Consider the following 14,684-nt stretch of genomic DNA (forward strand, 5'->3'; position numbering starts at 1 on the left):
TGCGGTGGGGGTGCCGGGGCCGGGGCGGATGCAGTGGGGGTGCCGGGGCCGGGGCGGATGCGGTGGGGGCTTGTCCCGCGGTGGTTCGGAGACGTCGAGGCCCTCGCTGATCTGGGACAGGAGCCCTGCGGGGACAGTCTCGGTGAGCACGGTGACCAACCCGGCGACGGCCAGGGCGAGTAGGCCGGACCACGGCAGGCCGGGAGTCCTGTTGAGTGGACGTTCCTGTCACGTGGCCCTCCGGCTGTGATTACCTTGAGTGCCAAGGTAAATTATCTTGAGACTCAAGGGAGTGTCAAAGGTGCCTGCCCCCCAGCAGCCGTCAAGGCCGTCACACGACTCAGTGGAGGCCGACCTGTCCGCGTGGATCGCCGACATGCCTGACGTCGATCCACTCACCGAGGCAGCCCGGCAACGCATCGGCCGTATGGCCCGGCTGTTCGAGCGCCTGCTCACTCAGGTCGCGGCCGCCAACGAGCTGACCGCCGGTGACTGGGCCGCCCTGTCGGCTCTACAGCGCACCGGAGCCCCGCACGAGGCCTCCCCCACCGCGCTGTCCCAGCAGCTCGGGATCACCTCAGGAACCATGAGCGTGCGCCTGAACCGGCTCTCCCGGGCGGGCCTGATCGAATCGGTAGCCGCGACTGACGGCCGCAGCAAACCGGTCCGGCTCACCCCGCACGGCCAGGAGCGCTGGCGTGCCGCCACCCAGGCGCGCACCCGCCAGGAGCAGCAACTGTTCACCGAGGCCTTGTCCGTTGAGGAACTCAACGAGCTGAACGTGCTGCTGAGCCGGCTCCTGGGCCGCCTGGAAGACGAGTTCGGTACGGCGTCGCGCCACGACGTCCCCAAGGACGCATAGGAGTCAGGCAACACAACTCAGCCCGCTGGCACGACAGTTGGGAATGCATCTCGGATCGCACACCCCGCGATCACACGGCGCCCCGGCCCCCGGACCCGCACGTCCAACACCCGTCCTACTGCCCGGTCCGTGTGCACCCCGGGCACGGCACCCCCGGGAGATCCACGCCGACACCCACCAAGCCTTCCTCATCTGCGCAACATCTGCTGGCGGCGCCTCAGAAAGCAGTGCCGGGCTGGGCCGTCAGCCCGAACCGGCGACCAGTGCCTCGCCGAGCGGGGTGCGCCGGTAGAGCACCGACCGTCCGGACCGGGCGCGAACGAGCAGCCCCGCGCCGCGCAGGATGGCGAGGTGGTCCCCTACCGCGCCGGGCGCCATGGCGAGGCTTCGGGCGAGGTGGCTGGTACTGGCCGGGGCGTCCAGCGCCAACAGCAGCCGGGCTCGGGCCCGGCCGACCAGAGCGGTCAGAGCATCCGGTTGGGGGACCGTCTCCGGTTCGCCCCACAGGGCGGCGGTGCCGCGGGCACGGTAGATCAAGGTTCTGGGCCAGGGGTCTTCCAGGTGGGCGCCGATATTCGCGACGAAGACCGAAGGGACCAGCAGGAGCCCGTCGCCGACGAGGCGGACTGTTCCGACTTGGGGGAAGTGGCCGATCTCGATACCGCCGGCGCGCCAGGCGATGCTCGGGTGCAGGCTCTCGATGGTCGTGGCCCATCCGTGTTCGCCGATCACCCCCACCCGGTGCACGACATCGCGCTCACAGATCGCGCGCAGTTGCGACCAGTCCGTGGCGAGCAGCTCGTGCCATGCCCGGTCCATCGCTTCGGCGATCCTCGCGACGGCGTCCGGCGAGTCCAGCACCGCGCGTACGCGGGGATCATGGGCGGACGGGCCGCTCGCGGTGGTGGCGATTTCGTGGCGGGCCGCTGCCAGCGGTGTGGCCCGGATCATGGCCAGGTCGTCTGCCCAGGTCTGGTTGAGGCCGCGTGGGGGCGGGGCGACGAAGTTCGGTCCGGATTGCGGGGTGTGCAGGGCGAGGGCGGCGTTCAGCTCGGTCTCGCGGCGAAGCCGTTCAAAGGCCGGCAGGAGCCGGGTGGCCCAGGCTCGCGGCAGCGGCCGGTCCTGGTCGGCGAGCGAGCGCAGCAGGAAGCACAGGTCCATGGCGGGCGACAGTGCGAAGCGGCTGCGCAGCAGGTCCTCGACGGAGACTTCGAAGCGCAGCACCTCGCGATGCTACCGCGGGACGTGGTTCCGATTCGTCCAGCGACGAATCATTGGTGAGTGGCGTGGGCGCACGGCGAGGCTGGGCGCCATGACCCCAACCGCCGAGCCCGCGCAGGGCAACCACCGTGTCACCTACCGGGAGGTGCTGGCCGAGCCGCGATTCCGGCTGCTCTTCTTGACCCGTGCCATCTCGATCACTGCGGACGCGCTGCGGATCACCACGTTCTCGGTACTGGTCTTCGCGGCCACCAGCTCCGCGCTGCTGAGCGCAGTGGCCTTCGGCATCGGCTTCATCCCGCAGCTGTTCGGTTCGCTGTTGCTGGGCTCACTGGCCGACCGACTGCCGCCCCGCGCGCTCATTACCGGCGGCTACGCCTTGACGTGCGCCGCCGCCCTGCTGCTCGCCCTGGTGCGGATGCCGGTCGCGGCGAGCCTCTGTGTCGTGGCGCTGGTCGCCCTCGCCACACCGGTGTTCAGCGGCGCGTCGAGTCGGCTGGTCGCGCAGTGGCTGGAGGGCGACGCGTATGTGCTGGGCCGTTCACTGAACAACATGGCCTCCTCTGGCGCGCAACTGCTCGGTCTGGCGCTGGGAGGTGCGGCCGTCGCGGTACTCGGCCCACACCAGGCACTCGCGGTAAGCGCCGCCCTCTACCTCGGCTGCGCGCTCGCTGTCCGCCTGCGGCTACCCCGGCTGCAACCGGAAGCGTTCGGCAGCGCATCCGGCGGCACTCGGGGCGATGGCAGCGCCGTCCGGGCAAGCCTGCACGGCGCCGGCCTGCTGCTGCGCGGACGCACGGTGCGACGACTGATGCTGGCCCAGTGGCTACCGTCCGCGTTCGTAGCAGGCGCGGAAGGTCTGATCGTCGCCTACGCGGGAGGGCGCCACTTCGCGCCCGGCTGGTACGCGGTGCTGATGGGCTGTCTGCCGGTCGGCATGCTTGTCGGCGACCTGCTGGTGGGACGACTGCTACGGCCACCCACCCGGGAGCGACTGGTAGTCCCACTGATCGCGCTGATGGGACTGCCTCTTGTCGGCTTCGCCGCCGAGCCCGGAGTGGGTGTCTCGTCCTGTCTGCTGCTGCTCTGCGGCTTCGGATTCGCCTACGGTCTCGGTCTGCAACGGCCGTTCCTGGACGCCCTGCCGCCGGATGGCCAGGGCCAGGCCTTCGGTCTGCTCGGCTCCGGCAACATGACGCTGCAGGGCGTCGGTCCAGCCTGCTTCGGCTCGCTGGCCGCAGGCATCGGAACGGGCGGCGCAATCGCCCTGGCAGGCGCCGCTGCGGCGCTGACCGCCGGCTGGATTCTCACCTGGCACCCGCCCACTGAGCGCCTTTCATCCGGAGTCGTCACGGGTGAGAAGGGTGTGGACAGCTGTGACGGTCCTGCCGATGCGGGTGGTCGAGGAGCGTGCTCGCCGTAGCACCCGCCAGGACGTGAGGCGTACGAAGGCGCGTCCACCAGGCGTCCGGAGGGGGGCGTGGTCGCCCAGCCCCCGCCGTCGGCGCCGGCGATTTGGTGGACTTGTCGGGACACATGGCCACGCCGTCACTCGGCCCGCCCTCGCGGCGGCGGCAGCCCTCGCGGCAGGGCGCCCTCGTCGTTGCCGTAGCGCGGAGGGCTTCGTTGCCGGTGGTGAGGACGATGTCGTCACGGCCAACCCCGCTGAAGTATCCGGTGAGTTGGTGGCGCTTTCGCGGCTCCCGCGCAGGGAGCTGGTGACCATCTCGCGGCGGCGTAGAGGCCGGAGCCAAGCGTGTGGGTGAGTCCGTCGGCGGCTCACCGGACCGAAACCACCAGGTTGATCACCGGGCGCGGAATTCCTGGATGCGCCAGGAACTACACCCACCCCCCTTCTCATTCACTTGCCCCACCAGGTATCTTGCATCGCATGGAACCAGGTGATTCGACCAAGCAGGCTCGGGCAGCCGCCCAGTTGCGCAAGGGCGTCCTGGAGTACTGCGTACTCGCCCTGATGCGGGACCGCCCCCGCTACGGCGTGGAACTCCTCCACGCCCTGGAGGACTCCGGCGCCCTGGCCACCAGCCAGGGCACGGTCTACCCCCTGCTCTCCCGGCTCCGCCGCGACGACCTGGTCACCACCACCTGGCAGGAGTCCGCTTCGGGGCCGCCCCGTCGCTACTACGCGCTCACCGACAGCGGCCGGTCCGCACTCGACGAGTTCACCCGTCTCTGGCCCGGCTTCCGCGACGCCGTCGACGCCTTCCTGACCACCCCGCCCCCCTCGACCGGAGACCTCGCATGAAGACCTCTGCCGACCTTGCACTCGACTACCTCTCCGCCGTCGAGCGCGAGGCCTCCACACTCCCTGCCGACCGCCGCCAGGAACTCCTCGCCGACCTGGCCGAACACATCGAGGTGACGCGCGCCGAACGCCCCGACGCCCCGATCGGCAAGATCCTGGCCGAGTTGGGTGACCCTCGCACGATCGCCGCGACGGCACTGGCCGAGGCGGGCAACGCGGTTGCCGGGGCCCCGGCCCCCAGCGGTCTCGGCGCACCCGCCCGGCGCGGCAAGGTGCACCCTTTGGTCCCGCTCCTGATGCTCACCCTCCCCTTCCTCTTCGCGGCGGTCTTCCCCGACGTCCCCGGCGTGCGGTTGTGCAGCACCTTGTTCCGCGTCATCGGTGCGGTACTCCTCTGCACCTCAGTGCACTGGACCCCTGTCCAGAAGACCACCGGCGTTCTGCTCACCGCCGTCCTGCCGACCGTCGCGATCAGCATCTGGATGTGGTCCACCACCGCCCCGGCCGGTGACGCTCCGGCCCTCCTGGCCAACCTGGCGACGCTCGTCCTGCTGGCCGGTACGGCAACATGGCTCTGGCGGGCCCGCCGCGCCTGAGCGCGGCCGCCAACGTCCCCGTCCACCAAGGCGTTCCGGCCACCTCCGCCTCATCGCTGAATCCGAGTGGCGGCCCATCAAGGAGTCAGCGCCACCGTTCGCGTCCCTCCCGCATCGGCACCACCGTCCGGGCCGCCCGCACCCTCCTGGCCTGCACGCAGTCAGGACGGAACAGGTTCAGTGCTCGCAGAGGGAGAATTCTCGTTCATAGAGTTGCTCGTTGTGTTCGTCGACGAAGAACTTGCGTTCCTGCATGAGTTGTTCGCGGTAGTTCCTGGCCTGTTCAAGCGTCATGGTCGAGGTGTCGGACCATGGTTGTTGCGGTGGCACATCGGATGTCGAGACGATTTTTTCCGACGGATCGACCAGGAAGAAGGCGAGAATCTTGCGATATCCCGCGCGAGTGGGGTCCGAGAGGCGGAATGAGCCGACGCGGTGTTGCAGGATGTTCGGGAACGCCAGGCAGCGGCCCGCTGGGGTCGATGCCGATCCCAGCACCTGGTTCAATGCGTCTTCGTCCTCCAGGCCGTAGACCTCACGCAGGCCGTTGTCGTCGCTCTGTTCGTAATCCGGGTCGTTGAGTGCCGCCCGGAAACTCAGTCGGCTTTCGGTGACGTTCTCGCTGTCCCAGTAATAGATGCCGGTCGAGACGATCCGCTCGTTCATCATCCCCTCGACATGCCAGGAACCGCCGGGGTACTCGGGTTTGTCCGGGGTGAGATGAATGGTGGCGAGCTTGACGATGACCTGGAGACGGTGGCCCCGCAGGTCGACTCGGGCGGATTCGTCGGGCAACTCGGGCGCGGTGAAGGCCGGGGCGTCCGGGATGGCCGGGCGGCGGTTTTCCCACCAGCCCTCATGGACCTCTTCCCAGACACGCAAGGCCTCGTCGTAGGCCCCATCATCACTGTAGTTGGACCTGTTCGGATACTCCGGTACCGAGTCGTACCACCCGAAAGGATCGGCCTCGATCCGCGGGGGCCGCGGGTGGCGCAGATCGGTGAGTACGTTCTCCAGCAGCGGACGCAACCGCGCGAACAAGTCCGGCAGGACGGAGGTCAGTTCGCGATGATTCTCGGGGTGGACGTTGTTGACGTACGAACGGAAGGCGACATCGCCGTCGGCACTGACGTCGACGTCCGTGGGCAGCCACTGGAATTTCTCCGAGAACTCATATCTGGAGTAGCGGTCCGTCGGGTTCTGCCAGGCTTCCCCGGGCGCCCCGCTCACCTCTCTCACCAGGCAGAACAGTGAGGGATGCACCAGATCCAGTACCTGGCCGTCGGATCCGGGATGCCAGTCCTGTTCGGCTTCGGGGACCTGCTCCAGAACCCGAACCGCCTCGCGCAGCCGGGATCTGAGCTCCTCGTCAATCAGTGTGTCCGACTGCCACACCCCGTCGACGGCAGACACCTCGATGCCGGTTCGTGCGTCGCGCAGCGAGGCGTAATGCAGGAGTTCGGCAAGCACGTAACGGACCTGCGCTTCGGTGAGGCCCTGGGCGACCGCTTCTTGCGTCCACCTATTGACGATGTCGGCGTCGTTCATCTTGTCGAACCACCCCGGCTTCGCCCTAATCAGCGCGCTGCACTGCATCATCTGAAGTTCTCGCAGCGTTCGGGGTGTCGCGAACGATATGGAACGGGAAACATGAAAGGGCAGTGGGAAAGCAGACAGGCCAGTCAATTCTCTTGGTCCTCCCGGTCGGTGTGCGGTGGCGGGAAGGATACTTCAGCGCACTGACACCGCAGCCTTGGTCCCTGTCGTCGCTGGACCGGACGCCAGGGCGTCGACGTAGTGCTCTGGCTGTAGTGGGCGTGTCACACCGTCACAGACACTCAAAGCAGGGTGAGTCGGGTCCTGGACTCGGGTAGCCGGGGCCGTGGGTGGGCCGGTGCCCAACGGCTCCGCCTGGAGACCCGTATCGGTGGGGAGCTCGCGTTGAGCGGTGCGGCCCTCAGCACAGCGAGCTTGAGTGGGTCGCGGGACCGTGTAGTCGTGTAGCTCAGCCACTGACGGCCCCATCGCCTGATGGGACCGTCGGAAACCGACAGTTGGATCTGCATGTGGCTCGAGAGGAATAGTCAATAGCTGTGGATCGGTCGAGTGTCATCGGCTCAGTCAGGCCGCTTTTTCGCCCGTCCAGTTCTTCGCCAGATCATCGTCATTCCGAGCGCCAGGATGCCCAGCGCCACGACCACGATGACGACCTTGATCGCACGGTCCAGCAACAGGTGGTGAAGGAGTTCCGACGACTCCGCTTCGAGGCTGACCATCACCGGCCGTCCTGTCGCCGCGACCAGGACGCCCCGTTCTTCCGGCCCTCAAGCCGTCGGGCAGCGGCGCGCAGCCCGGCCCTCACCACTGGGTCCGCATGCCGACGGACCTCGTCGAGCCTGCCCCTGCGCTTGAGAGTCAGGGCGATGGCGAAGACCAGCAGCGCCAGCACCACGAGGCCGCCCACTATCAGGCCGAACCTGATGAGCATGAGATTGAGGTATGTCTCCACGAAGAAGCCTCCACCCGTTCTGTCACGCCTGTGATACATCCGTTGTATCACAGGCGTGATAGAACGGCTCCATGCCTAAACACGTAGACCCGGTCGCTCGCCGTGGCCACGTCGTCGACGCGTTGTTCCGAGTCGTCGTCCGCGAAGGTCTGCAACGCACCTCGCTTCGAGCCGTCGCCGACGAGGCCCAGCTCAACATCGGCTCCCTGCGCCACTATTTCGCCAGTCAGCAGGACCTGATGCGGTTTGCGATGCAGTCGATGCTCGACCGGGTCGAAAGCCGACTGCTCGAACACGTCGAGCGGATCGGAGACCTGGGCAGCCGCCCCCGCCCCGAACAGCTCCAGCTCGCAGCCGGGCTCCTGGCCGAGCTTCTGCCGCTCGACGCACACCGCCGTGCCGAAGTCACCGTCTTCCTGGACTTCAACACCGCTGCCCGCACCAACCCGGCCTTCAACGACCTGTCGCGCCGGGCCGCCGAAGGCACGAGAAAGCTGATACGCCGCGTACTCACCCGGCTCGACGAGGCAGGCGCCTTGCGCCCCGGCCTCGACCTCGGCATCGAGGCCGAACGGCTGACGGCGCTTCTGGACGGACTCAGCCTCAGCGCCGTCCTGCATCCCGAGATCCTGTCCCCACGGGCATGTACCGATGTGCTGCTCACGCATCTGGACGATCTGTCACTGCCCGTTGGGACTCCGGACTCGGCGCACTGACCGCAGCGCCCGGTGAATCAGGCTGCGTGAGCCTCCGGGCGCACGACGAGGTGGCCACGTTCAAAGCGGGATCCGGCTCGGACGAGGGCGACGAGGTGGGGAGCGTTCACGGCCGCCAGCGGGTCTGGGCGGGCTGGTGATAGCCGTTGCGGACCACCAGGCGGCGCCCCCTCTCGTCTCGCTGGTCAGCCAACTCGGCTACATAGGCGTTGACTTCAGCCTTCAGAGCGGCGGCCAGCATCCGCCTCGCGCCTTCGCGGACGATGTCGTCGATCAGGGAGCCGGTCTCGGTCGTTCCATCAGCATTCACTACGCTCAGCACGGGCGTGCCTCCCAACCGACGGTGCAACGTCGGCCTACTCGATGACCAGAAGTCGATCACTCGGGAAGGTACGCTCTCCGCGTCCGACCCGAGGCTGATCCACCGGTCATGAGCATTGCTCACGGCTTGGTCTGCGTCGTCGCCGTCCTGCCGTTCGCCGCTCTGGGCCTCACGGACTTCGGGGGACCGGACGGACCGCGCCATGACGCCGTGGGGCTGCGGATCGTACGCCGTTCATGCCTCAGCCTGCGCGGACAGTGTCCGGACTGCGAGCGAGGCCACTCCCGTCGGAGTACTGCCCGGCCCACCGTGCAGTACTAGGGAGAGTTCCGGCGATCATGAGCAGAGCCAGATCATGAGGGGTGCGGTCCGCCCGCTGTCCGGGAGTGACGAGCATCGACAGCGGGCGGCAGCGCGCTCAGGCGGAGTCTGGTGGTGAAGCCGCCGCGTGAGCGGCCGAGCGCCTCACTTCCCGCACCACCTCCTGCACCACCTCCGCCAGGCGACTGCCTAGCTCCTGATCCATAGTCAGGAGCGGAGCCGTCGGACAAAGCCAGGGGCGAGCGTCGAAGATCGCTGGTTATAGTGCAGGCGCTCTGCCCCGATGACCCCGTCGCCCAGGAGGCCGTCCCATGGAACCCGTCACGCTGATCACCGGTGGCTCGACCGGAATCGGCGCCGCCACCGCCCGCGCCCTGCTCAAGCAGGGCCACCGCGTGGCCGTCACCGGACGCGACGTGGGCAAGCTGGCCGCCTTCGCCACCACCGCGGGGGCGGGCGAGCGGCTGCTGACGATCACCGGCGACGCCGGCGAAGCAGATGACGTCGCCGCCGCCGTCCGTCATGTGCTCGACACCTGGGGCCAACTGGACAACGTCATAGCCAACGCTGGATTCTCCCTGCCCGGCAACCTGGAGACCCACGCCCCTGAGGACATGCGCGCCATGGTCCTCACCAACGTCCTGGGTCCCGCCCTGCTGATCCAGGAGACCCTGCCCCACCTGAGGACCTCCAAGGGCCGAATCGTGATCATCGGCTCGGTCGCCGGCGTCCGCCACACCCCCGGCAACCTCTACTCCGTCACCAAGTGGGCCGCCCACGCCCTCGCCGAGAACACCCGCCTCCTGGTCGGCCAGGACGGAGTCGGCGTCACCGTTGTCGCCCCCGGCATCGTGGACACCCCCTTCTGGCACGCCCGCGGCGGCACCCCCGAGGCAGCCGCCACGATGACCGCCGAGCAGATCGCGGACACCATTGTCTTCGCCGTCAGCCAGCCCGCCGGCGTGGACATCAACCACATCACGGTGCGGCCGACGGGGCAGGTTGGCTGAGGTAGAGCTCCCAAGGGGCGTACGGGGAGGCGTCTTTGGCTCCGCCAGGCATGGTGTGACGCGGGCCGGGGGCACCTTCGGATCTGGGCCGCCACCCCGCGGCGTCCCCAAGCACCGTCACCGCCGTTGCCTTGAACATCTGGCTTTGGCCCTGAGGTCATCTCACAACGCAAGGGTTCACGGTGTCGGCTGCCGCGCCACGGGCCGGACGGGGCCGGACCGGACCGGGCGCACGGTCTGGCAGTAGTGGAGCGTGCGCAAGTTCCGTGTCAGCCGCCCAGGTTGACCGCACGGTGGATGTCGTCGACGTAGGCCTCGGGCTGTTCCCAGGCTGCGAAGTGGCCGCCGGCAGGATGTTCGACGTACTCGCGGATGTTCAGGAAGGCCTCGGCGTAGCTTCGCGGCTCGGGTTTGACGTCGTGCGGGAACACGGAAAGCACGGTTGGCGTGTCGATCCGGTCAGGGAGCACGACCGGTTCGACATAGGTCGTGAACGAAGTGCCTATCGTGCCGGTGGCCCAGTAGGCGGTGACCCAGGTGAGAAGTTCATCCGGGGTGAAGGCCGACTCGTCGGACCAGGACTCCAGTTTCTCTACGATCCACGCCGCGAGGCCCGCGGGTGAGTCGCCGAGGGCGACGGCAAGGGTGTTCGGCCGCGTCGACTGCTCCGCGATGTATCCGCCCTCGGTCCGGAACCACTGCGCCGACCGGCCGAGGTATGCCGCCGCATCGGGGGCGAGCTTCGCGGGGTCCGCCGTGAGCGCACGCTGCGGGGCGATGTTCGTGAGGTGCAGGGCAGCCACCCGGCCGGGATGTTCGGCCGCGAGGAGTTCCGCGACCGTTCCACCCACATCGCCTCCGGACAGCGTGTACCGCGAGTAGCCGAGCTCAGCCAGACCGTCCGCGACGATCCCCGCGATCCGGTTGGCCGACATACCGGAAGTGGTGAGCGGGGCCGCGAACGGGAAACCCGGCAGTGCGGGCACCACCACATGCATGTCAGCGAGCAACGGCAGAACACGCTCGAACCTCAATACCGAGTCCGGCCAGCCATGCAGCAGCACGACGACCGGGGCGCCGGGGTCCGCGGAGCGCTGGTGAATCACCCGCAGCTCGGTGCCGCCTGCCCCCACCGTCACCCAAGGAAACTCGGCGATACGACGCTCGTGCACACCCCAGTCATACCCGTCGGCCCAGCGTTCGAGCAGCTGGTCGAGGTGGGTGGCGCCGATGCCGCGTCTTGTGTCGTCGCTCCACGGGGCCGCTACGCGCCGCGTCCGCCGGATTCGTCCTCGCAGGTCATCCATCATGTGTACGACGATACACATGATGTGTATGCTCGTACACATGACTTTGCGCAATGCGGCCGCCACCCGGCAGCGGATCCTGGAACACGCGCGACGCCAGTTCGCGCAGCACGGGTACGCGGCGATCACGGTGAAGGGCGTGGCCGACGCGGCGTGTGTGTCGCCCAACCTGATCACGCGCTACTTCGGGGGCAAGGACGGCCTTTTCCTGGCGGCGACCCAGGTGGAACTTCCGGTTGAGAACTCCTTCGACGGCGACCGCTCCTCGCTCGGTTCGCGCCTCGCGGCGAGCATCGTCCAGCGCTGGTTCGGCGCACCCGGGTTGGATCCGCTGCTCGCGCTGCAACGCGCGTCCGGCGAACGCCCGGAGGCGGCGGAGGCGTTGGCCGCCTTCCTCGACACGAACTCGCTTGAGCCGCTGCACCGCTACCTGCGCGACAGCGGCCTGGCCGACGCGGATGCCCGCAGCCGAGCCGCGGCGATCGACGCCTTCGTGCTCGGCGTCTCGACCCGCAGCCGGGTCCTGCGTTCCGAACTCGGCGACCCCGCTGACCTCCAGGCATGGCTGGGCGCCACCATCCAACGCCTCGCCGATGGGTGATTCACGACGGCGAGAACACCTGCCGGGCGGGCTTGAGGGCGGCGACCAGCCCCGTGCTGCCGGCCACCACGCTCAGCACATCGGAGGCACCCTGCTCCCCGAGAACGGGGGCACCGGGAACCCGGCGGACCTCCACGTCCTCGATCGCCGCAAGGCCCAACCACGTCCGCAGCGAGTTCAACTCACCCTGGTGGGATACGGCCAGCTCCACAGCGCGTACGTCGTCGGCGCCCACGATGCCCCCTCACATCCAGGTCGTGCCGGTCGCGCCGACCCCCTCGGAGCCGGCTCAACAGCCGTAGATGCCTCGGCATCCGCACGGTCAACACCCATGCCAACAGCATCGAGCATTGCGCGAAATTCGATCAGCACTGAAGACCAACTGTCAATACATTCAGGGAAGTTGGGCTTCGACCGGCCGCTGGTGGCCCGGCGCCTTCGGGCAGAGCGGTGCCGGTTCAGCGCCTCCAGGCGTAGCGGGTGAGGCGCGAGCGGGCGTCCTTTTCCGTCAGCCCCAGGGCCCTACCGATCTCTTCCCAGGAGGCTTCGTCGGCGGACTGTTCCGTCAGCACGTTGTGGGCGGCGGCGTGGCTGATGCGGTGGGTGACACGCTCGACGGCGGCGACGGCTTTGAGTGCGGCGAGCGGGGCGTCGAAGGCGAGGTTGTCCAGGCGCTCGGCGAGCATGTCCAGGAGGTCTGCCAGGTCGGCCGGCAGGGGCAGGGTGCGGGCGTCGACGTCTTTCATGTGCTGGTCCCAGTCCGCGGCGGGGCCCGCCGTGTCGATATCGGCCTCGCGCAGAGGAGTGTCCCCCACGGCGGCCCAGTCGATCGGATAGCAAGGCGTGCCGCGCCACCCGCACGAACAGGAGCCCCGCAGCGCGGCCGCGCGAGGGGCCCCGAAGCGGCCGGTGTAGACGGTCCACTGCGTGGTCGCGGGGATGCCGCCACCGCTCCCCGCGTCGAGATAGACCGGCCCCGGTTCACTTCCGTCAGCCAGGACCACCGCCACCGCGCCCTCGTGCGACGCCCCGAACTCCGCCGTCTGCCACGTCATGGCATACCCCCTTCCTGAACCTGATGCCCACCAGGACCTCCTCGATGCGGCCCGGTGCGGCGCGTGGTCCAAGTTCAGGGACAACGATCCTCACACCGCCCCGCCGCCGCACGGCAAACCGGCAAACCCATCACCAAGCGGGCCACGGAATTCGCTGTGCCGCAGGCCATGCATCGAGTCGGCCGCGGAAATCGCCGAGCGGTACCCGTAGTTGGACGTGGTGCTGGTGGGCCGGGGCGAACCCGGAGCGGCCATGAGTCCGAAGGCGAGGGTGCATCTGCGGGCCGCGCTCGACCGCCTGGCCGTGCGGGTGCGCAGCGGGGTCGAGGTGATGAAGGTCCGGCTGTCGGCGCCGCCGTGACGCGCGCCGTCTGGTCGCGCGGTTGCTCGCGTCGCCGAGCGCTACAGCTTCCGCGCCTCCCGGACGGTGTGGAGGTGGACCAGAACGTCGTAGGCCCTGCCGATGGCGATCTCGGGCGTCCCGCCGACCGGATACTGCGTGCCGACGCTGAATGTCGGACGCGAGACGTCCAACCAACTCCGGGCGCTGGCAGGGGACTTGCGCAGATCGGCGTAGTAGTCGCGGTACCGGACCCGGTCGAGCGTGTCCTCGTTCGTGCCGGGACCGGCCGGGTCGACGGTGAACTTCTTCCACTCGCCGCCGAGCGCCGCGTCCTTGGAGAGGAAGGAGCCCCGGTCGAAGGTGGTGCCGAGGGCGAGGTAGCCCGCGCCCAGGGTGTCGCGAAGGAACGAGCCCTGGGTCTTCGGGTACGTGGTGGGGTCGGAGGATACGTAGCCGACGTGGTCGTCGTGGGCCGACAGCAGGATCCTGCCGCCGGTGCGCCGCTGCCACCACGCCGTGGTCTCGGCCATCACCTGGTCGCGGTAGCGCTCCATGGCCGTCAACGATGCCTGGTCGCCGGGGTTGACGCTGAGGAAGGTGTAGGTCTGGGCGATGTTGCGGGCGTTCTGGAGGACGAACTCGAAGTCCTCGCCACCGCCCGAGCCCTGACGTTGTACGAGGTCCAGTACGCTCTGTGCCTTGGCCGCGTTGTGCCGGCGCTCCGCGAGCGGCCGGTCCAGGTAGGCGATGGCGTCGTCCAGCGGGCGCAGACCGGTGAGCAGCTCGTTCAGGCTCGGCAGAGACTCCGGACGGGTCCGCCGGACGTACTCGGTGACGCTGTCGAAGACCCGCTCATCGAGTCTGGGCGCGCCGATGTCGTCGCCCAGGAAGTGGACCGGCCGGTCGGGGTGTTGGCGATTGTGGTCGCGCATCCACTGGACGAGGGTCACGAACTCCTCGCGGTCCCAGGGGGATCCGGCCATCACCTCGTGCACGACCTGCCGCGCGTCGCGGTCGCCGTCGCCGTGCTGGAGGTAGTCGTCGATCCGCAGACCTGCCGACCAGCTGATCTCCAGGGCGAAGGTGGTGAATCCCTTCTGGTCTACGAGGTAGCGGAAGAGGCGGTCCTTCAGGGCGAAGAATTCGTGCGAGCCGTGCGTGGCCTCGCCCACCCCGACCACCTTGGCGTCGCCGACCATCGCCCCCAGGGCGCGCAGATCCGCCGTGCCGGTGCCGGGTTCCGTCGATCGCAGGGGATGAGCGATCCGGTCCAGCGCGCCGATGGGGGCCGCCGCGTCGGCCGACGCGGATGCGGCCGATGACGCGTACGCCGCTGGTGATGCGTACGCACTCGGCGATGCGTACGCCGCCGCTGCGGGGGCCGTCGCCGCGGCCAGGGCGAGAGCCGCTACTGCGAGCCGCTTCCTGTTGCCGATCATGTGGGATCACTCCTCAACGTGCTTGGTGCCAAGCGCTGCTGAGAATCGTCGCCCGCGCGGCGGCCCCGGCGCGCTGGGGCGGCCCCGACACTTTCCCGGGGGTTAGCCCCCGCCGA

Annotated in this window: 15 protein-coding genes and 2 pseudogenes; 8 read left to right on the forward strand and 9 right to left on the reverse strand. The window is 68.8% G+C overall.

Annotation, left to right across the window (positions count from 1 at the left end; translation table 11 throughout):
* The first annotated feature begins 376 nt into the window (after nucleotides 1-376).
* Nucleotides 377-862 carry a MarR family winged helix-turn-helix transcriptional regulator gene (locus OG522_RS37835; protein ID WP_329467975.1) on the forward strand — a complete coding sequence of 162 codons (486 nt, stop codon included), beginning with the start codon at nucleotides 377-379 and terminating at the stop codon, nucleotides 860-862.
* 243 nt (nucleotides 863-1,105) lie between these two features.
* Here OG522_RS37835 and OG522_RS37840 read toward each other — a convergent pair whose 3' ends face one another.
* On the reverse strand, nucleotides 1,106-2,086 hold the full coding sequence (locus tag OG522_RS37840; protein WP_329467976.1) for a winged helix-turn-helix domain-containing protein: 981 nt from the start codon (nucleotides 2,084-2,086) through the stop codon (nucleotides 1,106-1,108).
* Nucleotides 2,087-2,174: 88 nt separating this feature from the next.
* Here OG522_RS37840 and OG522_RS37845 point away from each other — a divergent pair, with 88 nt between their 5' ends.
* The 3 genes from OG522_RS37845 (at nucleotide 2,175) to OG522_RS37855 (ending at nucleotide 4,945) form a co-directional block, all read left to right on the forward strand.
* Complete coding sequence (locus tag OG522_RS37845; protein ID WP_443074866.1) at nucleotides 2,175-3,506, forward strand: MFS transporter; 1,332 nt, start codon at nucleotides 2,175-2,177, stop codon at nucleotides 3,504-3,506.
* A 468-nt stretch (nucleotides 3,507-3,974) separates the two neighbouring features.
* The gene (locus tag OG522_RS37850; protein WP_329467977.1) at nucleotides 3,975-4,349 is read left to right on the forward strand and encodes a PadR family transcriptional regulator; all 375 of its coding nucleotides are present in this window, start codon (nucleotides 3,975-3,977) and stop codon (nucleotides 4,347-4,349) included.
* Nucleotides 4,346-4,945 carry an HAAS signaling domain-containing protein gene (locus OG522_RS37855; RefSeq protein WP_329467978.1) on the forward strand — a complete coding sequence of 200 codons (600 nt, stop codon included), beginning with the start codon at nucleotides 4,346-4,348 and terminating at the stop codon, nucleotides 4,943-4,945. Before OG522_RS37850 ends, OG522_RS37855 begins: the two co-directional genes overlap by 4 nt.
* A gap of 177 nt (nucleotides 4,946-5,122) precedes the next feature.
* Here OG522_RS37855 and OG522_RS37860 read toward each other — a convergent pair whose 3' ends face one another.
* The 3 genes from OG522_RS37860 to OG522_RS37870 all read right to left on the reverse strand — a co-directional run bounded on the left by OG522_RS37860 (nucleotide 5,123) and on the right by OG522_RS37870 (nucleotide 7,433).
* The gene (locus OG522_RS37860; RefSeq protein ID WP_329467979.1) at nucleotides 5,123-6,631 is read right to left on the reverse strand and encodes a DUF4246 domain-containing protein; all 1,509 of its coding nucleotides are present in this window, start codon (nucleotides 6,629-6,631) and stop codon (nucleotides 5,123-5,125) included.
* Between the two features lie 431 nt (nucleotides 6,632-7,062).
* Nucleotides 7,063-7,221 carry a hypothetical protein gene (locus OG522_RS37865; RefSeq protein ID WP_329467980.1) on the reverse strand — a complete coding sequence of 53 codons (159 nt, stop codon included), beginning with the start codon at nucleotides 7,219-7,221 and terminating at the stop codon, nucleotides 7,063-7,065.
* Entirely contained in the window at nucleotides 7,221-7,433 is a 213-nt protein-coding gene (locus OG522_RS37870) for a hypothetical protein (RefSeq protein ID WP_329467981.1), read from the reverse strand. The genes OG522_RS37865 and OG522_RS37870 overlap by 1 nt, the downstream gene beginning before the upstream one ends.
* A 92-nt stretch (nucleotides 7,434-7,525) precedes the next feature.
* On the opposite strand from OG522_RS37870, the gene OG522_RS37875 reads away from it, so the two are divergent.
* Nucleotides 7,526-8,170 carry a TetR/AcrR family transcriptional regulator gene (locus OG522_RS37875; protein ID WP_329467982.1) on the forward strand — a complete coding sequence of 215 codons (645 nt, stop codon included), beginning with the start codon at nucleotides 7,526-7,528 and terminating at the stop codon, nucleotides 8,168-8,170.
* A gap of 136 nt (nucleotides 8,171-8,306) precedes the next feature.
* Here OG522_RS37875 and OG522_RS37880 read toward each other — a convergent pair.
* Nucleotides 8,307-8,492, reverse strand: a pseudogene (locus OG522_RS37880) (IS256 family transposase); the annotation flags it as partial.
* A gap of 632 nt (nucleotides 8,493-9,124) precedes the next feature.
* Between OG522_RS37880 and OG522_RS37885 the strand changes: the two are divergent.
* On the forward strand, nucleotides 9,125-9,823 hold the full coding sequence (locus tag OG522_RS37885; RefSeq protein WP_329467983.1) for an SDR family oxidoreductase: 699 nt from the start codon (nucleotides 9,125-9,127) through the stop codon (nucleotides 9,821-9,823).
* 269 nt (nucleotides 9,824-10,092) lie between these two features.
* Here OG522_RS37885 and OG522_RS37890 read toward each other — a convergent pair whose 3' ends face one another.
* Nucleotides 10,093-11,133 (reverse strand): epoxide hydrolase family protein, encoded by a 1,041-nt coding sequence (locus OG522_RS37890; protein ID WP_329467984.1) that lies wholly within the window; start codon nucleotides 11,131-11,133, stop codon nucleotides 10,093-10,095.
* Between the two features lie 37 nt (nucleotides 11,134-11,170).
* On the opposite strand from OG522_RS37890, the gene OG522_RS37895 reads away from it, so the two are divergent.
* On the forward strand, nucleotides 11,171-11,731 hold the full coding sequence (locus OG522_RS37895; RefSeq protein ID WP_329467985.1) for a TetR/AcrR family transcriptional regulator: 561 nt from the start codon (nucleotides 11,171-11,173) through the stop codon (nucleotides 11,729-11,731).
* Between the two features lies 1 nt (nucleotide 11,732).
* Here the strand turns inward: OG522_RS37895 and OG522_RS37900 are convergent, their stop codons facing one another.
* The gene (locus OG522_RS37900) at nucleotides 11,733-11,966 is read right to left on the reverse strand and encodes an effector-associated constant component EACC1 (protein WP_329467986.1); all 234 of its coding nucleotides are present in this window, start codon (nucleotides 11,964-11,966) and stop codon (nucleotides 11,733-11,735) included.
* A 223-nt stretch (nucleotides 11,967-12,189) separates the two neighbouring features.
* Complete coding sequence (locus OG522_RS37905) at nucleotides 12,190-12,786, reverse strand: hypothetical protein (protein ID WP_329467987.1); 597 nt, start codon at nucleotides 12,784-12,786, stop codon at nucleotides 12,190-12,192.
* Between the two features lie 172 nt (nucleotides 12,787-12,958).
* Here OG522_RS37905 and OG522_RS37910 point away from each other — a divergent pair.
* A pseudogene (locus OG522_RS37910) lies at nucleotides 12,959-13,126 on the forward strand (FAD-dependent oxidoreductase); the annotation flags it as partial.
* Nucleotides 13,127-13,188: 62 nt separating this feature from the next.
* On the opposite strand, the gene OG522_RS37915 reads toward OG522_RS37910, so the two are convergent.
* A complete protein-coding gene (locus OG522_RS37915; RefSeq protein WP_329467988.1) occupies nucleotides 13,189-14,568 on the reverse strand; it encodes an erythromycin esterase family protein in 1,380 nt (459 codons plus the stop codon).
* Nucleotides 14,569-14,684 lie beyond the last annotated feature (116 nt).

This window comes from Streptomyces sp. NBC_01431, from assembly GCF_036231355.1.
Taxonomy (GTDB): Bacteria; Actinomycetota; Actinomycetes; order Streptomycetales; family Streptomycetaceae; genus Streptomyces.